The organism is Biformimicrobium ophioploci (assembly GCF_030270605.1).
In the GTDB taxonomy this organism is placed as follows: domain Bacteria; phylum Pseudomonadota; class Gammaproteobacteria; order Pseudomonadales; family Cellvibrionaceae; genus Biformimicrobium; species Biformimicrobium ophioploci.
Map to the genome: position 1 here is coordinate 440,282 of NZ_BSYJ01000003.1, position 22,825 is coordinate 463,106.

16 protein-coding genes are annotated in these 22,825 nt (G+C 58.1%); 10 read left to right on the forward strand and 6 right to left on the reverse strand.

The window, feature by feature from the left end; all coding sequences use genetic code 11:
* Positions 1 to 14 precede the first annotated feature (14 nt).
* Positions 15 to 3,887 (forward strand): phosphoribosylformylglycinamidine synthase, encoded by a 3,873-nt coding sequence (gene purL, locus QSJ80_RS08670; RefSeq protein ID WP_285764293.1) that lies wholly within the window; start codon positions 15 to 17, stop codon positions 3,885 to 3,887.
* 175 nt (positions 3,888 to 4,062) lie between these two features.
* On the forward strand, positions 4,063 to 4,392 hold the full coding sequence (locus QSJ80_RS08675) for a TfoX/Sxy family protein (protein ID WP_285764041.1): 330 nt from the start codon (positions 4,063 to 4,065) through the stop codon (positions 4,390 to 4,392).
* 84 nt (positions 4,393 to 4,476) lie between these two features.
* Here the strand turns inward: QSJ80_RS08675 and QSJ80_RS08680 are convergent, their stop codons facing one another.
* Positions 4,477 to 5,334, reverse strand: coding sequence for a LysR substrate-binding domain-containing protein (locus QSJ80_RS08680; protein ID WP_285764042.1), 858 nt, complete (start codon positions 5,332 to 5,334; stop codon positions 4,477 to 4,479).
* 131 nt (positions 5,335 to 5,465) lie between these two features.
* Between QSJ80_RS08680 and glyA the strand changes: the two genes are divergently transcribed.
* The 5 genes from glyA (at position 5,466) to gcvP (ending at position 12,640) form a co-directional block, all read left to right on the forward strand.
* On the forward strand, positions 5,466 to 6,734 hold the full coding sequence (gene glyA, locus QSJ80_RS08685) for a serine hydroxymethyltransferase (RefSeq protein ID WP_285764043.1): 1,269 nt from the start codon (positions 5,466 to 5,468) through the stop codon (positions 6,732 to 6,734).
* 3 nt (positions 6,735 to 6,737) lie between these two features.
* Positions 6,738 to 8,138: an L-serine ammonia-lyase gene (locus QSJ80_RS08690; protein ID WP_285764044.1), complete on the forward strand. Its 1,401-nt coding sequence runs from the start codon at positions 6,738 to 6,740 to the stop codon at positions 8,136 to 8,138.
* Positions 8,139 to 8,148: 10 nt separating this feature from the next.
* Positions 8,149 to 9,273, forward strand: a complete 1,125-nt coding sequence (gene gcvT / locus QSJ80_RS08695; RefSeq protein WP_285764045.1) for a glycine cleavage system aminomethyltransferase GcvT — start codon at positions 8,149 to 8,151, stop codon at positions 9,271 to 9,273.
* 88 nt (positions 9,274 to 9,361) lie between these two features.
* Complete coding sequence (gene gcvH, locus QSJ80_RS08700) at positions 9,362 to 9,733, forward strand: glycine cleavage system protein GcvH (protein WP_285764046.1); 372 nt, start codon at positions 9,362 to 9,364, stop codon at positions 9,731 to 9,733.
* A 33-nt stretch (positions 9,734 to 9,766) separates the two neighbouring features.
* The gene (gcvP, locus tag QSJ80_RS08705; RefSeq protein WP_285764047.1) at positions 9,767 to 12,640 is read left to right on the forward strand and encodes an aminomethyl-transferring glycine dehydrogenase; all 2,874 of its coding nucleotides are present in this window, start codon (positions 9,767 to 9,769) and stop codon (positions 12,638 to 12,640) included.
* 85 nt (positions 12,641 to 12,725) lie between these two features.
* Here gcvP and QSJ80_RS08710 read toward each other — a convergent pair whose 3' ends face one another.
* Positions 12,726 to 13,583 (reverse strand): LysR substrate-binding domain-containing protein, encoded by an 858-nt coding sequence (locus tag QSJ80_RS08710; RefSeq protein ID WP_285764048.1) that lies wholly within the window; start codon positions 13,581 to 13,583, stop codon positions 12,726 to 12,728.
* Positions 13,584 to 14,232: 649 nt separating this feature from the next.
* Here QSJ80_RS08710 and QSJ80_RS08715 point away from each other — a divergent pair.
* From QSJ80_RS08715 to QSJ80_RS08725, 3 genes are all read left to right on the forward strand, one after another.
* Entirely contained in the window at positions 14,233 to 15,651 is a 1,419-nt protein-coding gene (locus tag QSJ80_RS08715) for an SH3 domain-containing protein (protein WP_285764049.1), read from the forward strand.
* Between the two features lie 11 nt (positions 15,652 to 15,662).
* Positions 15,663 to 16,760 carry a dipeptide epimerase gene (locus QSJ80_RS08720; protein ID WP_285764050.1) on the forward strand — a complete coding sequence of 366 codons (1,098 nt, stop codon included), beginning with the start codon at positions 15,663 to 15,665 and terminating at the stop codon, positions 16,758 to 16,760.
* Positions 16,761 to 16,831: 71 nt separating this feature from the next.
* Positions 16,832 to 17,608 (forward strand): MurR/RpiR family transcriptional regulator, encoded by a 777-nt coding sequence (locus QSJ80_RS08725; protein WP_285764051.1) that lies wholly within the window; start codon positions 16,832 to 16,834, stop codon positions 17,606 to 17,608.
* Positions 17,609 to 17,698: 90 nt separating this feature from the next.
* Here QSJ80_RS08725 and QSJ80_RS08730 read toward each other — a convergent pair whose 3' ends face one another.
* The 4 genes from QSJ80_RS08730 to QSJ80_RS08745 form a co-directional block, all read right to left on the reverse strand.
* Entirely contained in the window at positions 17,699 to 19,111 is a 1,413-nt protein-coding gene (locus QSJ80_RS08730) for a Na+/H+ antiporter NhaC family protein (protein WP_285764052.1), read from the reverse strand.
* A gap of 71 nt (positions 19,112 to 19,182) precedes the next feature.
* Complete coding sequence (locus QSJ80_RS08735; protein WP_285764053.1) at positions 19,183 to 19,944, reverse strand: L,D-transpeptidase family protein; 762 nt, start codon at positions 19,942 to 19,944, stop codon at positions 19,183 to 19,185.
* On the reverse strand, positions 19,928 to 21,058 hold the full coding sequence (gene alr / locus QSJ80_RS08740; protein ID WP_285764054.1) for an alanine racemase: 1,131 nt from the start codon (positions 21,056 to 21,058) through the stop codon (positions 19,928 to 19,930). Before alr ends, QSJ80_RS08735 begins: the two co-directional genes overlap by 17 nt.
* 2 nt (positions 21,059 to 21,060) lie before the next feature.
* Entirely contained in the window at positions 21,061 to 22,638 is a 1,578-nt protein-coding gene (locus QSJ80_RS08745; RefSeq protein WP_285764055.1) for a serine hydrolase, read from the reverse strand.
* Between the last annotated feature and the right edge of the window lie 187 nt (positions 22,639 to 22,825).

Consider the following 22,825-nt stretch of genomic DNA (forward strand, 5'->3'; position numbering starts at 1 on the left):
GGCCTGTTTCCACGATGCTAGTCCTGCGTGGTGCACCAGCACTTTCTCGCTTCAGATCCCAGAAACTGTTAAACCAGCTGCGCCAGATTTCTTCTGCAGTCACTGATGTCTATGCGGAGTTCATGCACTTTGCCCGCAGCAATGCCGCACTGTCGAAGGCGGACGAGGGTGTACTGGAGCAACTACTGCGCTACGGTCCGCGCGAGCAGGTGCGGGAGCCGGCCGGTGAGCTGTTCCTGGTAGTGCCGCGTCCCGGCACGATTTCCCCCTGGTCTTCCAAAGCAACGGATATTGCCCACAATGCGGGCCTGACTCAGGTGGAACGTATTGAGCGCGGCATTGCTTACTACGTCGATTTCGCGTCCGATGTGGGTGCAGAGCAGAAAGCGGCGGTTGTCGATGCACTGCACGATCGCATGGTCGAGTCTGTTTTCGGCAGCATGCAGGAAGCGGAGCAACTGTTTTCTTCGGATTCCCCCCGTGCCCAGACCAGCGTGGATATTCTCGGCAACGGCCGCGCCGCACTGGAGCGGGCCAATGTCGACCTGGGCCTGGCCCTGGCAGATGACGAGATTGATTACCTCCTGACGAGCTTCGAGGACCTGCAGCGTAACCCGGTGGACGTGGAGCTGATGATGTTCGCGCAGGCGAACTCCGAGCACTGCCGGCACAAGATTTTCAATGCCAGCTGGACCGTCGATGGTGAGGAAATGCCGTACTCGCTGTTCGGCATGATCAAGAACACCTACAAGATGGGCGGTGAGAATGTCCTCTCCGCCTATGCGGACAACGCGGCTGTGGTGGTCGGGCACGAGGCGGGGCGTTTCTATCCGGATCCTGAAACCCGCGAATACGCATTCCATACACAGCCGATCCACCTGCTGATGAAGGTGGAAACCCACAATCACCCGACCGCAATTGCGCCTTTCCCCGGAGCAGGTACCGGTGCCGGTGGTGAGATCCGCGATGAAGGCGCGGTGGGCCGCGGCTCCAAACCGAAAGTCGGCCTGACCGGTTTTACTGTTTCCAACCTGCAGATCCCGGGCTTCAACCAGCCGTGGGAGCAGGATTATGGCAAGCCGGGCCGCATTGTGACCGCGCTCGATATCATGATCGAGGGCCCGATTGGCGGGGCCGCATTCAACAATGAATTCGGCCGCCCCAACATCTGTGGTTACTTCCGCACCTTTGAAGAAGATTTCGGTGGCGAGCGCCGCGGCTACCACAAGCCGATTATGCTGGCAGGTGGTTACGGCAATATCCGTGAAGACCACGTTGAGAAGCCGCCGTTCGATGCCGGCAGCAAGCTGATCGTGCTCGGTGGCCCGGCCATGCTGATCGGTCTCGGCGGCGGCGCCGCCTCCAGTATGGCGAGCGGCTCCAGCTCGGAAGACCTGGACTTTGCTTCCGTGCAGCGCCAGAACCCGGAAATTGAGCGTCGCTGCCAGGAGGTCATCGACCAGTGCTGGCAGAGGGAAGACCGTAACCCGATTGCCTTTATCCATGACGTTGGCGCGGGAGGCCTGTCCAATGCCTTCCCGGAACTGGTGAAAGACGGCGGCACCGGCGGTCGTTTCGAGCTGCGCAATGTGCCCAACGACGAGCCGGGCATGAGCCCGCTGGAGATCTGGTGTAACGAATCGCAGGAGCGGTACGTACTGGCAGTCAAGCCGGAGGACCTGGCCCGTTTCGAACAGATCTGTGAGCGCGAGCGCTGCCCCTATGCCGTGGTCGGCGAGGCAACCGATGAGAAGCACCTGCTGGTCAATGACAAGTTGCTGGAAGCCAAACCGGTCGACCTGCCGATGTCCGTACTGTTCGGCAAGCCACCCAAGATGCACCGCAATGCAACCCGGCACGAGGTACAGACCATCGAGCTGGATACCGCGGCAATCGAGATCAACGATGCGGTGAACCGCCTGCTGCGCCTGCCGGCGGTGGCCAGCAAGAAGTTCCTGATCACCATTGGCGACCGCAGTGTGACCGGCATGGTTGCACGTGACCAGATGGTGGGCCCCTGGCAGGTGCCGGTCGCAGATTGTGCGATCACCACCGTTGCCCACGACAGCACCGCGGGTGAAGCCATGAGCATGGGTGAGCGCACCCCGATGGCGCTACTCGATGGCCCGGCCTCCGGGCGCATGGCGGTGGGTGAGGCGATCACCAATATTGCCGCAGCGCCGATCGAAAAAATTTCCGATATCAAGCTGTCAGCCAACTGGATGTGTGCCGCGGGCCACCCGGGTGAGGACGAAAAGCTGTATCGCACTGTGGAAGCCATCGGCATGGAGCTGTGTCCGGAGCTGGGTATCACCATCCCGGTCGGCAAGGATTCCATGTCCATGCGCACTGCGTGGCAGGAGGAGGGCAAGGACAAGTCGGTTACCGCGCCGCTGTCGCTGGTGATCTCCGCATTCTCCCCGGTGACGGATGTACGCAAGCAGGTAACACCGCAACTGCGCACCGACAAGGGCGATACCGTGCTGCTGCTGGCAGACCTGGGCAACGGCAAGAATCGCCTCGGCGCATCCTGCCTGGCGCAGGTCTACAACCAGCTGGGTGCGGCGCCGGCAGACCTGGACAAGGCGGCGCAGCTGAAGGGCTTTTTCGAGGCGGTGCAGGCTTCCCTCGCCGAGCATGACCTGATCGCTTATCACGACCGTGCTGACGGTGGCCTGTTCGTGACCCTGGCGGAAATGGCATTTGCCGGCCGTACCGGTATCGATGTGGATGTGTACGAGCTGGGTGACGACGCAATCTCTGCGCTCTTCTCCGAAGAGCTTGGCGCAGTCATGCAGGTCAGTGAGACAGATGCGGACAAGGTGGTACAGCGTTTCGCGGATGCGGGTGTGCCGGTACACCGCATAGGCAGCCTCAATAATGCTGACACGATCGAGGTCAGCAACAACGGCGAGGTGATATTCGAACGTCATCGCGCGGAGCTGCAGCGTATCTGGAGCGAGACCAGCTTCCGCATCCAGTGCATGCGTGACAATGCGGATTGCGCACAACAGGAGTTTGACGGCCTGCTGCAGGATGACCCGGGCCTGTCCGCCAAACTGAGCTTTGATGTCGACGAGGATATCTGTGCGCCCTATATCGCCAGGGGTGAGCGTCCGCGCATTGCGATCCTGCGTGAGCAGGGGGTCAACAGCCACGTCGAGATGGCAGCCGCATTCCATCGTGCAGGCTTTACCCCGGTGGATGTGCACATGAGCGATATCCTCGCCGGTCGCCAGACTCTGGATGGCTTCAAGGGGCTCGTCGGATGCGGTGGCTTCTCCTACGGTGACGTGCTCGGCGCGGGTGAAGGCTGGGCCAAGACCATTCTGTTCAACAACCGTGCACGCGACCAGTTTGAGGCCTTCTTCAAGCGTGTTGATACCTTCAGCCTGGGGGTGTGCAACGGCTGCCAGATGTTCTCCAACCTGAAGTCGCTGATTCCGGGTGCGGAGCACTGGCCGCGCTTTGTGCGCAATATGTCCGAGCAGTTCGAGGCACGCTTCTCGCTGGTGGGCATCCAGGAATCGCCGTCGGTCTTGCTGGCGGGCATGGCGGGCACGCAGATGCCGGTTGCCGTTGCCCACGGTGAGGGCCGTGCCGAGTTTGCGGACAGCGCTGCACAGCAGGCCCTGGTCGCCAGCGGTACAGTGGCCATGCGCTATCTCGATAACCACGGCAAGGTCACCGAGACCTATCCGCAGAACCCGAACGGTTCCCCGGACGGTATCACCGGTATCGCTTCCGCGGACGGTCGCGTGACCATCATGATGCCGCACCCGGAGCGTGTCTTCCGCGCGGTGAACAACAGCTGGCGCCCGGATGATTGGACTGAGGATTCCGGCTGGATGCGCATGTTCCGCAATGCCAGGGTGTTCGTAGACTAACCACTGCCCGGAAAACAGCCGGTTCGGTAAAAAAAGGCGCCGCTTTTCACGCCAGAAGCGGCGCCTTTTGCTTTTTCAGCTAGACTGATTAAGAGGGTCCGGTCTTTTCAAGGATGGAACGGCTGCGATTTTCGTTGAAATTACGATAAAAGCTGGGCGTACGAAGGAAGAAGCAATGGCGTATAGCGAAGGATTGGCGGAGAGAGTCCGCGAACTGGTGACCGAAATGCCGGGCCTGACCGAGAAGAAAATGTTCGGCGGGCTGGCATTTATGCTCAATGGCAACATGGCATGCGGGGTGCTGGGTGAGGAGCTGATGGTGCGTGTAGGCCCTGACGGCTACGATGACGCGCTCGAACAGCGCTACACGCGCCCGATGGACTATACCGGGCGTCCGATCAAGGGCATGGTGTACGTAGAAGAAGATGCCATTTCCGAAGATGACGGGCTCGGAAGCTGGGTCACCCGCGGTGTTGATTTTGCCGGTAGCCTGCCCCCCAAATAGTTTTCAATCTTGCGTCCGGTCGACGCCCTGTCCGGGGCGTCCCGACAATTCCACTCTTTAACTCTCTCTTGGTCGCTGCAACCGTTAGTAAGTTGCCAGGCTCGCACGCAGGTATTCAGACAACCTCGATACCGCTTCCAGGTTCTCGTTTTTCAGGACATTGAGGCTGATGCCGATCTTCCCGAGCTTTGGAAATTTATCCGACGGCCGAATGATTTTCAGGTTGTCGGGTACGGTGCTGCGCGCCAGCGCGGTAACACCCAGGCCACCCTCGATTGCAGCCCGGATTCCGGTCAGGTCGGGAATGGTGTAGATAATCTTCCAGGGTAACTCCGCTTGCGTGAGGCGCGCCGTCGCCCGGGCACGGTAAATACAGCCTTCGGGGGCTGCGATCATCGGCAGGGTAGTCTGCAGATGGCTATCATGGTTGGCACTTGTCACCCAGACGAGTTCGTCCTCGTTGATCAGGTTGTCCCCGGCGTCTCGCGGGTCATTGTGCAGCGCCAACACCAAGTTGTAATTACGTTTGGCTGCCGGGGAAATCAGGTTGCGACTCAGGTCACTGGTCACTTCCAGTGCAACGTTCGGATAGGTCTGGGTAAAGCGGCTCAGGATTTTCGGTAGCAGTGCGGTTGCAAATTCGCTGGGAATGCCGAGGTGAATGCGGCCGGAAACATTATTGGAGGTGAAGTGGGATACCGCTTCATCATTCAGGGAAAGAATCCGTTTGGCGTAATCGAACAGGAACTTGCCCGAGTCGGTCAGTGCCAGGCTTTGTCCATTTCTGATAATCAGTCCTTTGCCGAGCATGCTCTCCAGGCGTTTTATCTGCAGACTGACGGCCGGCTGTGAGCGCCCCAGGATTTCCCCGGCCTGTGTAAACCCTCCCACTTCTATCACGGTGACAAAAGCCCGGAGAACCTCCATTGACATGTTTTTCATTGGGTTACTGCCATTACAAATTTTTATGGTTGCATTTCAACTATTGATTTAACAAATCAGGTGGCGGCTCATAGTATCCACGAGGACAAAACGTGACAAGTTAATAATTAGAGTTATTCACGGAGGGGACGATGTTTGACCAGGATTTTTCTCTGCAAGCATTTGATAAAGAGCTTTTTGATGCTGTTGAAGGTGAAAAACAGCGTCAGGAAGAGCACATTGAGCTGATCGCTTCAGAGAATTATGCCAGCCCGCTGGTGATGGCCGCGCAGGGCTCGGTGTTGACTAATAAATATGCAGAGGGCTATCCGGGCAAGCGCTATTACGGTGGCTGCGAGCACGTCGACGTGGCCGAATCCCTCGCCATTGCCCGTGCAAAAGAGCTGTTCGATGCAGACTACGCCAATGTGCAGCCGCACTCGGGTTCGCAGGCAAACGCCGCCGTCTATATGGCCCTGCTGGAGCCGGGCGATACCTTCCTCGGGCTATCCCTCGACCATGGTGGCCACTTGACGCACGGCGCCAAACCGAATTTTTCCGGCAAGATTTACAACGCGGTGCAGTACGGCCTGAATCCTGAAACCGGAGAGGTGGATTACGATCAGGTCCAGCGCCTGGCGGATGAACACAAACCGAAGATGATCGTCGCCGGTTTCTCCGCCTACTCGCGCGTGATGGACTGGCAGCGCTTCCGCGAGATTGCTGACAGTGTCGGCGCCTACCTGTTTGTGGATATGGCACACGTTGCAGGCCTGGTTGCCGCCGGTCTTTATCCAAACCCGGTGCCTGTTGCGGATGTGGTCACCACCACTACCCACAAGACGCTGCGCGGTCCGCGCGGTGGCCTGATCCTGTGTCGCGGCAATGAAGCGCTGCAAAAAAAATTCAATTCGCTGATTTTCCCCGGTATTCAGGGTGGCCCGCTGATGCATGTCATCGCGGCCAAGGCCGTTGCTTTCCGTGAAGCCCTGCAGCCCGAGTTCCGAGCGTATCAGCAACAGGTGATCCGCAACGCCCAGGCTATGGCGGCCACTTTCACTGAGCGCGGTTACAAGATCGTTTCCGGCGGTACCGAAAACCATCTGTTGCTGGTGGACCTGGTGGATAAGGGGATTACCGGCAAGGCCGCCGATGCGGCGTTGGGAGCGGCCTATATCACCGTCAACAAAAATACTGTGCCGAATGATCCGCAGTCTCCATTCGTAACCAGCGGCATTCGCCTGGGAACGCCGGCAGTGACCACCCGCGGCATGGGTGAGAAGGAAATGCTGCTGCTGGCGAACTGGATGTGCGATGTGCTGGATGATGTTGAAAACAGTGAAGTGATCGAACAGACACGCAGCAAGGTGCTGCAGCTGTGCCGGGATTTCCCGGTTTACGGATCTCGCCAGGGAGCCTGAGCCATGGCGATCAGTGTTTTCGACCTGTTCAAGGTTGGCATCGGGCCATCCAGCTCACATACGGTTGGCCCCATGAAGGCCGCGGCGATGTTCGCCGAGCGCCTGCAGCAAAATGCGCAAGTGCCCACAGTTGCCCGTATCAAGGCGGAAATGTTTGGCTCGCTGGGCGCTACCGGCAACGGACACGGTACACCGAAAGCCGTGCTGCTTGGTCTTGAGGGTGAGCAACCGGAAACCGTGGACATTGAATCGATCCCCGCTCGCATCGACAGGATCAGGAATGAAGGCCTGCTGCAGTTGGGTGGTTCCCACAGCGTCGGATTTTCGGAAGAAACCGACCTGATCCTGCATCGCCGTGAGGAGCTGCCTTTTCATCCCAACGGCATGGCGTTCACTGCGCTGGATGGCGCTGGTGCGGTAGTCGCGAGCCAGACTTATTACTCCGTCGGCGGCGGCTTTGTGGTGGATGCCGAAAGCGCAGGCAAGGACACCCTGATTGAAGACCCGCGCGCGCTCGCTTTCCCTTTCTCCAGTGCAGAAGAGCTGCTGGCGATCTGCGAATCCCAGGGCCTGACAATCCCCCAGATAATGTGGGAGAACGAAAAGGCCTGGCGCGATGAGGAGCAGACACGTGAAGGCCTGCTGGATATCTGGCGAGTGATGCGCGAGTGCGTTTCTGCCGGTATTCGCAGGGAAGGCGTGCTGCCCGGTGGTCTGAAGGTAAAGCGCCGGGCGCCCGAGCTGCACCAGCAGCTGCAGCAGAATCCGGTGGGCTCTATCAGTGACCCACTGGGGGCGCTCGACTGGGTCACCCTTTATGCACTGTCAGTGAATGAGGAGAACGCCGCAGGTGGACGCATTGTCACGGCGCCAACCAACGGTGCTGCAGGCATCATCCCCGCGGTCCTGCACTACTTCGTCAATTTTTCCCAGCAGTCATCCGAGAAAGATGTCTTTGACTTCCTGCTAACCGCGGCGGCGATCGGCATTCTGTTCAAGAAGAACGCTTCCATCAGTGGTGCGGAAGTCGGTTGCCAGGGCGAGGTGGGCGCAGCCTGCTCCATGGCGGCCGGTGGTCTCGCACAGGTACTGGGCGGCACACCGGAGCAAGTCGAAAACGCGGCGGAAATCGGTATGGAACACAACCTGGGGCTTACCTGTGATCCCGTGGGAGGGCTGGTGCAGGTGCCCTGTATCGAGCGCAATGCGATGGCTTCCATCAAGGCGATCAGTGCCGCGCGCATGGCGATGCGTGGCGATGGCAATCATCTGGTGTCACTGGACAAGGTCATCAAGACGATGCGCGACACCGGTAAGGATATGCAGGACAAATACAAGGAAACATCGCGCGGCGGCCTTGCGGTCAATGTCATCGAAGTTCCCGTAAGCGTAATCGAGTGCTAGAGGATTCAACGTGGAAACGCAGCAAGAACAGTTATTGAAAACGCCCCTGAACCGGTTGCACCGGGAGCTGGGTGCCAAGTTGGTGCCATTTGCCGGCTATGAAATGCCTGTGCAGTACCCCGCTGGTGTGGTCAGGGAACACCTGCATACGCGCGAGGCCGCGGGCTTATTCGATGTCTCCCACATGGGCCAGATTGTCATCTCCGGGACTGGCGTCCGCGAAGCGCTGGAATCCCTGGTACCGGTTGATCTGGGCAAACTGTCTGATGACCAGCAGACCTATGCCGTGTTCACCAATGCCGAGGGCGGTATCGAAGATGACCTGATCATCACACGCTGGTCTGAAGAGCAGTATTTTCTGGTGGTGAATGGCGCCTGCAAACTGCAGGACCTGGCCCACCTGCAGGCAAACCTGCCTGACTTCTCAATCGAGTACCTGGATGGCCGCGGCCTGCTGGCGCTGCAGGGCCCTGCTGCCCGGGGTGTCATGCAGCAGCTGGCTCCGGAGGCGGCGGCACTGACCTTTATGAACGGCGTGCGCGTATCCATCGACGGCGTTTCCTGTTACGTGACCTGCTCCGGATACACCGGTGAAGATGGTTTCGAGATATCCGTGGCTGCGGAAGACGCAGAGGCAATTGCAAGAAAGCTGCTGGACTTTACCGAGGTAGAGCCGATTGGCCTGGGCGCACGGGATACACTGCGGCTCGAAGCCGGTCTGTGCCTGTACGGGCACGATATGGATCAGGCGACCACGCCGGTGGAGGCCGGTCTGCTGTGGAGTATCAGCAAGCCTCGTCGCACCGGCGGCGAGAAGCAGGGCGGCTTTCCCGGGGCCCAGAAAATCCTGGCGCAAATCACCGACGGCACGCAGATGAAGCGGGTCGGATTTGTGGTGCAGGGCAGGGCGCCGGTCAGGGAAGGTGCAGAGCTGGTCAATGCTTCAGGGCAGCCGATCGGCCGGGTTACCAGCGGGGGCTTCTCGCCAACCCTGAACGTACCGATTGCCATGGGTTACGTGGAGATCGATTACATCGCGCCGGATACCGAAGTTTTTGCGCTGGTGCGCGGCAAGCCAAGAGCGCTGAAAGTGGCGCGTATGCCGCTGGTGTCACAGCGATATTTTCGTGGTTAAGCAAGTTCGTGATTAAGCAAGTTCGCGATTAAGCAGGCCCGTGGCCAAGAAAATCCGTGGTTAAACAATTGATAGAAAGGATAATCAGGTGAGCAACGTCAAATTTACAGAAGACCATGAGTGGCTTGCAATTGAAGGTGATGTAGCAACAGTCGGGATCACGGACTATGCCCAGTCGCAGCTTGGCGATGTGGTGTTTGTTGAGTTGCCGGAGTCCGGTACCGAGTTTGAAGCCGGGGCAGAAGCTGCGGTAATCGAATCCGTCAAGGCCGCTGGCGAGATTGCCATGCCGGTTGCAGGGACGATTGTCGAGGTCAATGAAGCGCTGGTTGACGAGCCGGAACTTGTGAATAGCGACCCGATGGGTAGTGGCTGGTTTTTCAAGGTGAAACTGGCGGAAACAGCCGGGCTGGATTCGATGATGACCGAAGCCCAGTACCGGGAGTCTTTGGAAGGCTGAAGGTAACAGAGCGGATCCACCAGGGAGTAGAACATGTTGAAGCGCAAAGATACCGTTGCGGAGCTGGCGAACGCCGGTGAGTTTATTCATCGTCATATTGGCCCGTCACCAGATGAACAGAAAAAAATGTTGTCGTATCTCGGGTATGACAGCCTGGATGCACTGATTGACGACGTTGTGCCGCAAACGATCCGTACGAAAGGGCCGCTGGGTCTGGCTGCGGAGATGACAGAAGTTGATGCGCTCGACGAGCTGCAGCAGCTCGCGCGCAAGAACAGTGTGTTCCGCTCCTTTATCGGGCAGGGCTATTACAATACGCATACGCCGCACGTAATCCTGCGCAATGTTCTGGAAAATCCTGCCTGGTACACCGCCTACACCCCATACCAGCCGGAGATTTCGCAGGGCCGGCTGGAAGCGCTGCTGAACTACCAGACCATGGTGACAGACCTCAGCGGTATGGAAATCGCCAATGCGTCCATGCTGGATGAGGCAACCGCCGCGGCCGAGGCCATGACGCTCTGCCAGCGTATGTCCAGGGCGAAGAGCCGTACTTTCATTGTCGATGCAGACTGCTTTCCCCAGACTATTGATATCGTGCGCACGCGTGCCGAGCCGTTGGGTATCGAGGTCATTGTCGGTGATCCTGCGGAGCTGCTTGAGCAGAATGGATGTTTCGGTGTTCTGCTGCAGTATCCGGGTGCCAGTGGCGAAGTGCGTGACCTGCAACCGTTGGCAGAGGCCGCGCACGCAAAGAAAGCGCTGGTTGCGGTCTCCGCAGACCTGTTGAGCCTGGTGATGCTAAAGTCGCCGGGCGAACAGGGTGCCGATGTGGTCATTGGCTCCAGCCAGAGATTTGGTGTGCCGCTTGGCTTTGGTGGCCCACATGCAGCCTACATGGCCACGCGTGAGTCCTTCAAGCGCTCGCTGCCAGGGCGTCTCGTAGGCGCATCCGTCGATGCCGCGGGCAAGCCGGCACTGAGGCTGGCACTGCAAACCCGCGAGCAGCACATCCGCCGGGAGAAGGCCACTTCAAATATCTGCACCGCGCAGGTATTGCTGGCGGTCATCGCTTCCTTTTACGCAGCCTATCATGGCCCGGACGGGCTGAAGCGCATTGCCAACCGGGTGCACCTGCTTACCTCCATCCTTGCGGCGGGCCTCAAAAAGGCGGGGCTGCAGGTTTGCAACAGCTCCTGGTTCGATACCCTGACCGTAAAAACCGGCGCAGATACAGAGGCGGTACATGCACGTGCGCAAGCCGCCGGGGTGAACCTGCGTCGTATTGATGCGGACACGACTGGTGTATCACTGGATGAAACTGTTGGTGAAGACGAGCTCCTGCAGCTGCTGACAATATTTTCCGGCGCACCTGCGCCAGTAATGGCTGAGCTCGAAGCGGATGTCAGCTATGACATGCCGGCTTCAGTGCTGCGCGGTGACCAGATCCTGAAGCATGAAGTCTTCAATCGCTATCACTCCGAAACGGAAATGCTGCGCTACCTGCGCAAGCTTGCGGACAGGGATATCGCCCTGGACAGGGCCATGATCCCGCTGGGCTCCTGCACCATGAAGCTGAACGCCACAGCAGAAATGATCCCGGTTACCTGGCCGGAGTTTGGTGGCATCCACCCGTTCGCGCCACTGGATCAGGCCGAGGGTTACCTGGAGATGATCGGCCAGCTTGAGCAGATGCTCTGTGCCGTCACGGGCTACGACGCGGTTTCCCTGCAGCCGAATGCGGGCTCACAGGGGGAATACGCCGGGCTGCTCGCTATTCGTGCCTACCACGAGAGTCGCGGCGAGGGGCACAGGGATGTCTGCCTGATCCCGTCATCCGCGCACGGCACCAACCCGGCTTCCGCACAGATGTGCGGCATGCGGGTGGTTGTGGTGCAGTGTGACAGCAAGGGTAATATCGATCTCTCTGACCTGCGCCAGAAAGTCGAAGACCACAGTGAAAACCTTGCCGCGATTATGGTGACCTACCCATCTACACACGGTGTGTTTGAGGGAACCATTGAAGAGGTCGCGAGTATCGTACATGCGCATGGCGGCCAGGTTTACATTGACGGGGCAAACCTCAACGCGATGGTCGGCCTGTGCCAGCCAGGTAAGTTTGGTGGTGATGTTTCCCACCTCAACCTGCACAAGACGTTCTGCATTCCGCATGGCGGGGGCGGCCCCGGTGTGGGGCCCACAGCGGTGCGTGCCCACCTCGCACCTTTCCTGCCCGGGCATAGCGTGACACAGGAAGGTCGCAGTGGCGCTGCAGTGTCAGCGGCACCCTGGGGCAGTGCATCGATACTGCCGATCACCTGGATGTATATCCGCATGATGGGTGCCCGCGGCCTCACCGAGGCAACCCGCGTGGCAATCCTGAATGCCAACTATATTGCCCGTCGCATCGGCGATGCCTTCCCGGTGCTCTACAGTGGTGAAAACGGACTGGTGGCGCACGAGTGCATTATTGACCTGCGCCCGCTAAAGGAAGCCTGTGGCATTACCGTGGATGATGTGGCGAAGCGACTGATCGATTACGGTTTCCATGCGCCCACCATGTCGTTCCCTGTTGCCGGGACGCTGATGATCGAGCCTACGGAAAGTGAGTCCCTGCGGGAACTGGACAGGTTCTGTGATGCGATGAACCTGATTCGCAACGAGGCGGCGCGCGTGCAGGCAGGTGAGTGGTCGCTTGCTGACAATCCGCTGGTGAATGCGCCACATACTGCAGATGTCCTGGTAGCGGGAAGCTGGGATCATCCATACAGTCGTGCGGAGGCGGTATTTCCGCTGCAGAGCAGCAGGGAGAATAAATATTGGCCACCCGTTGGACGGCTGGATAATATTTACGGCGATAAAAACCTGGTGTGCGCCTGCCCCTCGATCAGCGACTACCTCGATTAAACCCGGAGTGGCGCGAGGGGGTGTCGGTGCATCGCACCGTGCACCCCCGGCATCATGGGTTTTCACCGATCTGGCTGGCACATGGCTAGTAAGTGGCCAGGCCCGCACGCAGATATTCGGAAAGCCTCGAAACTGCTTCAAGGTTTTCATTCTTCAGGATATTGAGGCTAATCCCGATTTTGCCGAGTTTCGGGAACCTCTCGGAAGGGCGGATGATCTTCAGGTTGCTGGGGACTGTACTGCGCGCGAGAACCGTCACCCCAAGTCCACCCTCAATCGCGGCCTTGATTCCGGTCAGGTCCGGTATGGTGTAGATGATCTTCCACGGAAGCCCGGCATCGGTCAGGCTCTTCGCGGCGCGATCCCGGTAAATACAACCCTCCGGGGCAGCGATCAGGGGCAGGGATGACCTCTGGTGGCTGTCATGATTGGCGCTGGTGACCCAGACCAGCTCATCCTCATTAATCAGCCTGCTATCGGATTCCCCGGCGGTGTTATGTACTGCCAGCACCAGGTTGTAGCTGCGCCTTGCAGCGGGCGAGACCAGGTTGCGGCTCAGGTCGCTGGTCACTTCCAGCGTGACATTGGGATAAGTCTGGGTAAACCGACTCAGGACTTTCGGCAGCAACGTGGTGGCAAATTCGTTGGGGATACCGAGGTGAATCCGGCCCGCGATATTATTGGCACTGAACTGCGAAACCGCTTCATCGTTCAATTGCAGGATGCGCCTGGCGTAATCGAACAGGAGCTTGCCCGCATCCGTCAGCGAGAGGCTGTGGCCGTGACGGATAATCAGCCCCTTGCCGAGCATGGTTTCCAGTCGCTTGATCTGCAGACTGACTGCAGGTTGTGATCTGCCCAGAATTTCTCCCGCCTGTGTAAAGCCGCCAACCTCTATCACAGTGACGAAAGCCCTGAGCACCTCCATTTGGATATTCTTCATGGAATCCTTTCCATTAAGTGGGTTTATAGGTGAATTTCAGCCGCTGATGCAGCAATTCTGAAATCGGCGCATAGTACTGATGGGTCACGTTTGCCGCAAGTGTGTTTAGAGTTATTCCCGCGTATTTACACTTCTTATCGATATTATTCTCTTGTTATGTGCTTATGGGCGGGTTCGTGTACTGGCAACAATGAATGGGTATCCTCGCTCAGAAGGGGTCCGGGGTGCGCACGTGGGCACACCGGCAAGTGCCATCAGGGAATAAAAAAGGTACCGAGTTAGATTCAAAAATTATTTGAGATAATTCATCGATTTGGTAATAATTTATTCCTGTGGCGCGGATAGAGTTACCGCAGCTGCTGAGGCTTCAAAAGCAAGCAATTAGGCGTTTTTGTGCAAATTGTGGCTTTTTTGTGGTCGTTGTGTGTTGTTCCCTCCTTATTTTAGAGTTTTTTGGCGCCGGCTTGCCGGCGCATCTTTTCGCCCCGCTGCCGTCATTTGCGCCAGATAAAAATTAAATATTATTGAAAACGCCCTTTTCGAGGAATAATATTGAGTGCATTCCGGTGTTGCCTGTGCCTCTGACCCCGTCAGGCGCGAGGCACATTTGCCGGGGAGCGGTTTTGCATTTGTTTTGCCTGGGGGACTGGTGAAAAAAATAACAATAAAGCGCATTGCGGCGCTTTCTATCCTGGTGGCCCTGTCCGGTGTGGGGCAGGCCAAGGAATACGGTACGGAACAGGGTTTTGTCTCTGATGTGGTCGGTGTCAAAGAGCCGATGCTGGGCCCCGGCTACTGGCTGTCAAAGCTCGATGCGAATGCGCGAAGTGAAATCCTGCTCACATCAGAGCAGATCGCCGGCTTCAATCGTGACGCTGTGGAGCAAACCGGCTATCTGGTTGACCTCCAGGCGCTGCCCGCGCGCCTGACATCGCAAAGCCTCGTCGAAAAAATTGAGTCCCTGAGTCGGCCGGCTTCAGCGGACAGGTTTTATGCTGACGGGTCGCAGGTCACGGAAGGCGACTATCGTCGCTATGCTGCCGCGCTGAACCTCGATAGCCTGAAGAAAAAAGCCGTCACGATCGAGCCGAAGTACGGCATGGTGGTTGCGCGAACCATCATGCGCAGCTACCCGACTGAGGACCGCATCTTCAAGAAGGACCTCGACCTGGATCTCGACCGTTTTCAGGAGACGGGCCTTTTCCCGGGACAGGAGCTGGTGATCTATCACGAAAGTGCGGATGGGGAATGGTACTTTGCCCAGTCCTACAATTATGCAGCGTGGGTGCAGAAGAAGGATGTCGCAGTCGGCAGTCGCGAACAGGTGTTCGGCTTCCACTCCGACAAGGAATTCCTGGTGGTGACCGGGGACAGGGTATTTACGACCTTCACTCCGGAAGAACCGCGTGTTTCACAGCAGCAGCTGGATATGGGAGTGCGCCTGCCGCTGGTGCCGCGCTACGAAGCGCCGGCGGCGCTGCATGGACAGAATACCTACGCGAGCTACATCGTCGAGATGCCCGTTCGCAACAAGGATGGCTCCCTTGAGTTTTCCCGCGCCCTGATCGCGCGCAGCCGCGATGTAAATATCGGCTACCTGCCATTCACCCGTGAAAATCTGATCCGGCAGTCGTTCAAGTTCCTCGGTGAGCGTTACGGCTGGGGCCACGACTACAACGGGCGGGACTGTACCGGTTTTGTCGGGGAGGTCTACAAGACATTTGGCATGCTGATGCCGCGCAATTCCGGTCAGCAGGGGAGTAGCGACAGCGGCCGTAACGTGCGCTTCGGCAATGCGGCATCGCTACAGGATAAAAAGGCTGCATTTGCAAGCATTGACGTCGGCGACCTGATCTATATTCCGGGCCACGTCATGATGTATCTGGGTGACGTGGAAGGTAAGCCTTTCATCATCCACGATGTAAACGGCCTTGCTTACTACGATGCGAAAGGCGAGTTTTACCGCGGTACGCTCAACGGTGTTTCCGTGACACCGCTGTTGCCACTGCAGTTGTCCCGGGATTCAAGCTATCTCGACAAGGTTTATAACATCAAGCGACTGCGATAATCGGGGCAGACATGAAAATTACCAATATCCAATTTGGCCTTGTGAAGGCCCCGCTCAAGACACCTTTCAAGACCGCCGTGCGTTCGGTTGACTACGTAGAGGATACCGTGGTCATTGTCGAGACTGACACGGGCAACCGCGGCTACGGCACAGCACCGGCGACAGCGCTCATCACTGGTGACACACACGGGTCCATACAGGCGGCCATCAAGCACCAGATCGGGCCGCTTCTCATGGGGCTGGAGATCGAGAACCTGAACAAGTGTGTGGGCATCATCCAGTCGTCCATGATCAACAATACCAGCGCCAAGGCCGCACTCGAGATTGCGGTCTATGACCTGTTTGGGCAGCTATACAGGCAGCCGCTATACAAGTTGCTTGGCGGTGGTGAGCCGGCGCTCTCCACGGACGTCACCATCAGCGTCGATTACATCGACAAGATGGTTGCCGATTCCCTCAGTGCCGTGGAAGCGGGCTTCGAAACACTGAAAATCAAGGTGGGTAAGGACATTGGCCTCGATATCGACCGGATCAAGGCGATCTATTCGGCGGTAGAGGGCAGGGCCCTGATCCGCCTGGATGCCAACCAGGGGTGGACTGCCAAGCAGGCTGTCTACGCACTCGGCCAGCTGGAGTCATCCGGGGTCAAGCTCGAGCTTGTCGAGCAGCCGGTAAAAGCCTACGACTTCGATGGCATGCGATATATTACCGAGCGGGTAAGTACCCCGGTAATGGCGGACGAAAGTGCATTCAGCCCGAAGCAGGTGCTGGAGCTGATTCGCACAAGGGCAGCGGATATTATCAATATCAAGTTGATGAAGACCGGCGGCCTGTCAAACGCTATCAAGATTGCAGATATTGCCCAGATTCACGATGTCGAATGTATGATCGGGTGCATGCTCGAGTCTTCCGTCGGCATTGCCGCAGCGGCACACCTGGCGGTCGCGAAAGCGGGCGTGATCCGCAAAATTGACCTGGATGTACCGTCCCTCGTGGAATTCGATCCGGTTTCATCGAATGTGGTCTTTTCAGGGCCGGAGATCGCCCTGCAGGATACCCCGGGGCTTGGAATTGAGTGCATCGAAAACCTACAAATGATCGAGGCATGAAGCCTGTTGAGCCGGCTGCATCGCCCTGACAGTGTGTTCAGGCGAGCGGCCTCCGATAGGTGGCAGACGCAATGACCTGTTTAATTAAAATCCGTTCTCTGCGCGAGAATATGTCGGCCAATGAAAAGAAGCTGGCAGACTTCGTGCTTGAGAATACCGGCTTGATCCGGGACTACTCTTCGCAGCAACTGGCGAGTGCCGTGGGCATCAGCCAGTCCAGTGTGGTGAAATTCAGCCAGAAGCTGGGTTATCGTGGTTACCCGGACCTGAAAATGGCGATTTACGAGTCCCTCAGCCACGAGGTGACAAGCACGACGAACACTGCGGCGGGCGGTGCGTCTCTGCGGCAGAAAAACGCCGAAGAATTGTTGTTTGGCCTCAAGCAGGAGGCAATCGAGACAACGGTCGCCCTGAACAGCAAGGAAAAGTTTGACCAGGCCGCCGGCGCGCTTCGCCGTGCCGAGCGCGTCCAGGTTTTCGGTGCAGGCCTGTCTGGCCTGGCTGCCCGTAGTCTGGCGTATCACCTGATGCTGACAGGAAAGGCCGTGGTCAATGAGGCTGAAGTCCTTGTGCAGCTGGCGCAGGCTGATGGCCTGGGTAAGGGGGGTGTCTTTGTCGTTATCTCTGAAACCGGAGAGGACAGTGATGCAGTTGCACTGACGCAGCGGGCCAAATCCGCGGGTGCAACCGTCATTGCAATCTGTCGCTGTGGTACGTCACCGGTGAGCCTGCTGTCTGATATTGTGCTTGAGGCGCTGGTAGACCGTGGCCAGACGAACCTTTCCAGTCTTTTGCTCGCTGCGGCCCAGCAGCACCTGGTGGATATTCTCGTCTCGCGTTTCAATTGATGGCGCTTGTCCGAAGCGCTTTTTTGGCGAAATCTTCCCAATAAAAAAACCCGGCGAGCCGGGGTTTTTTTATGTCTGCGGACTTTTGCCTTACATGGTCATGCCGGTGATCACGAAGCCGGTGAAGGCGATGCCGCCGGCTATCAGTGCGTAGGGCAGCTGTGTCTTCACGTGGTCGATATGGTCACAGGCGGATGCCATGGATGACACGATGGTGGTGTCGCTGATCGGTGACGCGTGGTCGCCGAAAATACCGCCGGAGAGGACGGCTGCCACAACCGGTGCCAGCGCCATGCCCTGGTCGCCGGCTACTGCCACGGCAATCGGCAGCATGATTGCGAAGGTGCCCCAGCTGGAACCAACCGAAAACGCGATCGCACCGCTCACCAGGAAGATCAGTGCCGGCAGCATGGCCACGGGAATAGCGTCGCCAATAAAGGCGGATACAAACTCCGCAGTCTTGAGTTTGCCGGTGACATCGCCGAGTGCCAGAGCCAGAAGCAGGATCATGGCCAGTGGAAGGACGCCGCCAGCGCCGCGCACAAAGGTGGTGTTGAGTTTGTCGAGGCTCATCTGGCGCTGGGTGAGTACCAGTGTCGCCGCGGTGAGCAGTGCCATGCCGACAGCCCACAGCACGGAAGTTGAGCCGGAGCCTTTCATCAGGTTGCCATCACCGGTAATCCACAGGCCAACCGGCATCCCCACCACCATCACGATGATCGGTAGCAGCATATTGACAGCGCGGGGCTTCACAGAAGGATCCAGCGGCGGGCTGAGCAGTTCTTCGTCGACCACCGGAGTGGAGCCCGGCCAGTGCAACTCGCCGTTGCGGGTACGCTCCATGGCCTTGCCCATACCATCGAAATTCCAGTTGAATGCAACCGAGGAAACAGCGAGCAGCAGGGCACTGATGGCGTAGAAGTTAAGTGGAATGGAGGCGAGGAACAGTTCCAGTGAATTCTCTACACCGGTGCCTTCCAGCAGGCCGAGGTTGAATGCACCCCAGGCGTTGAGGGGAATCAGGATACAGATGGGCGCCGATGTCGAGTCAATCAGGTAGGCGAGCTTTTCCCGTGCAATTTTCATCTTGTCGAACAGCGGGCGGCAGACTGAACCTGCGACCAGTACTGTGATGTTCGACTCGATAAAAATCACCACGCCGATAAGCAGGGAAAGCCACTGCGCCTGGCCAGGGCGATTGACCCAGTTGCGCTTTTCCAGCCAGTTTACAAAGCCGCGAACCCCGCCGCAGGCTTCCAGGATTGCAATCAGGCCGCCGATCATCAGGGTAAACATGATGACCTTTGTATCGCCGGCATCCGAGAGGACCTCTACCAGGCCTTCCATTGACTCGGCCAGCGCCGACAACGGGTTGCCGCCCGGAATCAGCCAGTAGCCAAGCCAGACCCCCAGAAACAGTGACAACAGGACCTGCCTTGTGCTGATTGCCAGCACAATTGCCAGGAGCGGTGGCAGGATCGAGATCCAGCTTGCTTCAGTCATTTGAAACCTCAAAAGTTATTGTTGTTATTTACCTGTGATGCCTTCACCAGGCCGGGACACATACGCCAGGGTTATTGCAATGCCGGCAGGTTCCATTCCTGCTGCAGCTGCTGGTACTTGTCCTGTGGCAGGGCGACATAGAGCACTTTCTCCGGTGCTTCAAGCCACGCGAGCAACTGGTCCATTGCAGATTCTTCCATGGCGGTACAGCCGGCGGTGGCGGTACCCTGTTCTTTCCAGAGATGCATGAAGATACAGCTGCCCGCGCCACTGATGTTTTTCGGATTGTGGTTGACGAAAATCCCTTTCTTGTAGCGCTGGTCGCCCTTCAGGTGGATATCCCTGCGCATGGGCTCGGTGGAGCCTTCCACTGCATCCTTGCCAACTTCGGAGGCGTCTACGGTGGTGTTGTACAACGGCGAGGCCGGAACATCGATGCAGAAGTGGTTTTCATTCATGGGGGTATAGGGGTAGTCGACCGCCAGCTTTGGCAGGTAGCCGAAGGCCGCCCCCAGGGAAAATACGCCGGCCGGCGCGCGGCCATCGCCTTCCTTCTTGACCGGATCTTCGCCGCTGTTCTGGGGGTGCAGGCCAATGCCCCAGCCGAGACCGCTGCGACCCAGCATGACATCCACGGATTCACTGGCGCGTTCCCAACCGTTGTCCCCAAGGGTGAAAGTGCTCATCTGTCCGTGGTCGGTATTCCAGTCTGCGGAGGTGACAACAACGAGCTTCTCTGCACCGAGTGAGTCTACGGTGAAGGGGGCTGCGGCCATGCACAGTGGCGCCATGGCCAGCAGGAAAACTTTGCTCAGGTTACGAAATAACGGCATCTTCTTCTCCACGAACGGTATCGGATTTGTATGACTGGGCATCTGGCGGCTGTCGGTACACGCGCTGGGGTCTCGCAGATACGCGTGTGAGCAGCTCATAAGGGTTGTAATTGTTATGGGCAGCCACCTCTGTGGCGGGCAGGTCCGGGCCCCACAGCTGTACGGGGTCGCCAATCTTCACCGTGCCGGCATCAGTGACATCGACGGTAATCATGTCCATGGATACGCGCCCGGCCAGCGGTGCCCTGTGTCCATTGATGAGTATCGGGGTGCCGGCGCGGGCAGTCTGTGGGTAGCCATCGGCATAGCCGCAGGGAATTGTTGCGATCAGGGAGTCGCGCTGTGCCTGCCAGACGCCGCCGTAGCCCACCGTTTCCCCCGCAGCAACCCTGCGTATGGCCATAACGGCGCTCTTGAAGGTCATTGCTGGTTCCAGTGGCAGGGCAGGTGGTGCGGGCAATGGCGAATAACCATATAGCATGAATCCCGCGCGGCCCCATTCGTCGCCGCGGCTCTGGCGCAGTTGCAGGCCCGCAGAGTTGTTCAGGCTGATTTCAAAAGGGCCGTCTGGCAGGTGCGACAGGAACTGGCTTTCCTGTTGCCGGGTTTGCGGCTTGTCAGGTTCATCCGCAGAGGCAAAGTGTGTAGCGATCACCAGTCGGTCTGTATAGGGTGCCGCCTTCGCGCAGGCTGCGGGTATCTCTGCGAGGGTGAAACCAAGGCGATGCATACCGGAATCGACTTTCAGCCAGAGCCCCGGCAACTTCGTTTTTGCTGGCAACAGGTCCAGCCAGTCGAGCTGGTGCGTGCCGTGCAGCATTACCCAGCAATCCCGTGTAATCGCCTCGCGCAGGTCGCCCGCGTTGAATACGCCTTCGAGCAGGAGAATCGGCTTTGTGATGCCGGCGGCCCTGAGTTCGAGCGCTTCCTCGAGAAAAGCCACCGCAAACGCCGGTACCTGTGATTCCAGAGCGCGCGCGGTCATCACCCCGCCGTGGCCGTAGGCGTTGGCCTTTATTACCGCCAGGTTGCGGCTGCGCGGTGCCAGCAGGCAGGCGGTCCTGTAATTGGACTGGATCGCAGAAAGGTCAATTTCTACACGGGTAGGTCGCATTGCTATTCCTGACTGCGGGTAAATGTCAGGTCCTGGAAGTCATAGCTGAAATCGATACCCTTTTCTGCCGGCTGCATGTCGAAGCCGATTACGCTGCCGTTCTTCTCGCGCCTGAAGTTGATCAGGGCATCGGCATTGAGCTGTCGATCATCCCAGTTCACCCGGAACTGGTCGCCACCGAGCCAGGACAGGCTGCCGATCAGGCGGGGAGATTTTTCTGAAACAAACCGCAGCGCACCATCCTTCTCTTCCAGGCGCACCTCGCCGAACCAGGGATCAGTATAAGTACCGGAAAAAGCAGCATTTTCCGGCGCTGTTCCCGGAGGGGCGGACACCGTGGCGACCTGCTTTTCAGATTTTTCCTCCTGGGACTCCTCTGCAGGCTCGGGCGTGTAAGCGGCAAACCAGTCGGCATCCTTGTCACTGATAAAGGGTTTGAGCAGGCTGAACATGAGGCCGCGGCGGGCGATGGAGGAGTGCTGGTTCATCAGGATAACCGCGCCGATATTCTGCTCGGGGATCATGGCGGCGTAGGCGTACATGCCGGAAAGGCTACCGGTATGGTGTACCAGCAGGTGGCCATTTACATCCTGCAGGCGCCAGGCCAGCCCGTAAGCCGCAAAGTGGCTGTTATGGCGTTCCTTCTCTTTGTCGGATAGCGGCATCAGGGTATGCGGTTTCCACATCTCTGCAGATTGTTTCTCGGAGAAGATACGCTTGCCGTGGATCTGGCCCTCGCCGAGCTGCAGTTTTACCCAGTGCGCCATGTCCCGGATGCTGCAGCGAATACCCCCCGCTGCGGCCCAGGTCAGGGTCTTGTTGGGTTTGGGCATCAGCTTTTCAATCTTGCCATCGAGGGTACCGTGCGGTTTTGCCACATTGGTCCAGTCGCCTTCCTGAATTTCGCCGGCATAACAGCGTTTCATGCCCGCGGGCTTCATCAGGCGTTTTTCGACAAACTCCTTCCAGCTCATACCTGTGATCCGCGGTACCAGCTCGCCGGCGACTATGTAGAGAAGGTTGTCGTAGGCATAGTCCTTGCGAAAGCTGCGCGTGATGGGGAGGTAGGCTAGGCCATTGAGGATATCGGTGCGGGTGAAGTTATTGGGCTCGGGCCAGAGCATCAGGTCCCCGGCGCCCGGCCCGAGACCGCTTCGATGAGTCAGCAGGTCGCGAATGCGAAACTCGTTGGTGATCCATTCGTCCTGCAGGCGGAACTCGGGGATATGGTCTGTTACGCGGTCATCCCACGTCAGCTTGCCCTCATCGACGAGCAGGGCCAGTGCAGCCGTTGTGAAACTTTTACTGACAGAGGCAATTCCGAAAAGGGTCTCTGTGTTGACTTTCTGCTCAGAGCCGATTTCTGCGATTCCGTAACCCTTTGCATGCAGTATTTCACTGTCAGTGACGAGGGCGATGGCGACACCGGGGACGAGATAATCCTTCATCACCCGCTCGGCGAGGGCGTCGATGGTTGCGGCATCAATCTCGGGGCGGCTGAAAGACTTGCTGGCGTCCGCAGCGCTGGTGATAAGTGGCAGCAGGACGCTGCAGCCTGCGATCAGATTCCGGAGTTTCATTGCGCGTGCTAGTTCCCTATGAGTTCAGGCTTCGCTGGTTAAATCCTGCGCACCCGAGCTTGATTTTTATCACCGGATATTCGCAGTTTTTGGCATTAATGTCGACAACAGGGGGGCAGTATCGGGGCCGGGCGCACACTGCGGGCGGAAGTATTCTGCGGGCTGCTTAAAATTTGCAAATAAATTC

What these genes read in the sequence shown, in the direction of transcription:
- purL (WP_285764293.1), top strand. Translation starts at nt 15, where the DNA reads ATGCTAGTCCTGCGTGGTGCACCAGCACTTTCTCGCTTCAGATCCCAG.
- QSJ80_RS08675 (WP_285764041.1), top strand. Translation starts at nt 4,063, where the DNA reads ATGGCGTATAGCGAAGGATTGGCGGAGAGAGTCCGCGAACTGGTGACC.
- QSJ80_RS08680 (WP_285764042.1), bottom strand. Translation starts at nt 5,334, where the DNA reads ATGAAAAACATGTCAATGGAGGTTCTCCGGGCTTTTGTCACCGTGATA.
- glyA (WP_285764043.1), top strand. Translation starts at nt 5,466, where the DNA reads ATGTTTGACCAGGATTTTTCTCTGCAAGCATTTGATAAAGAGCTTTTT.
- QSJ80_RS08690 (WP_285764044.1), top strand. Translation starts at nt 6,738, where the DNA reads ATGGCGATCAGTGTTTTCGACCTGTTCAAGGTTGGCATCGGGCCATCC.
- gcvP (WP_285764047.1), top strand. Translation starts at nt 9,767, where the DNA reads ATGTTGAAGCGCAAAGATACCGTTGCGGAGCTGGCGAACGCCGGTGAG.
- QSJ80_RS08710 (WP_285764048.1), bottom strand. Translation starts at nt 13,583, where the DNA reads ATGAAGAATATCCAAATGGAGGTGCTCAGGGCTTTCGTCACTGTGATA.
- QSJ80_RS08720 (WP_285764050.1), top strand. Translation starts at nt 15,663, where the DNA reads ATGAAAATTACCAATATCCAATTTGGCCTTGTGAAGGCCCCGCTCAAG.
- QSJ80_RS08725 (WP_285764051.1), top strand. Translation starts at nt 16,832, where the DNA reads ATGACCTGTTTAATTAAAATCCGTTCTCTGCGCGAGAATATGTCGGCC.
- QSJ80_RS08730 (WP_285764052.1), bottom strand. Translation starts at nt 19,111, where the DNA reads ATGACTGAAGCAAGCTGGATCTCGATCCTGCCACCGCTCCTGGCAATT.
- QSJ80_RS08735 (WP_285764053.1), bottom strand. Translation starts at nt 19,944, where the DNA reads ATGCCGTTATTTCGTAACCTGAGCAAAGTTTTCCTGCTGGCCATGGCG.
- alr (WP_285764054.1), bottom strand. Translation starts at nt 21,058, where the DNA reads ATGCGACCTACCCGTGTAGAAATTGACCTTTCTGCGATCCAGTCCAAT.
- QSJ80_RS08745 (WP_285764055.1), bottom strand. Translation starts at nt 22,638, where the DNA reads ATGAAACTCCGGAATCTGATCGCAGGCTGCAGCGTCCTGCTGCCACTT.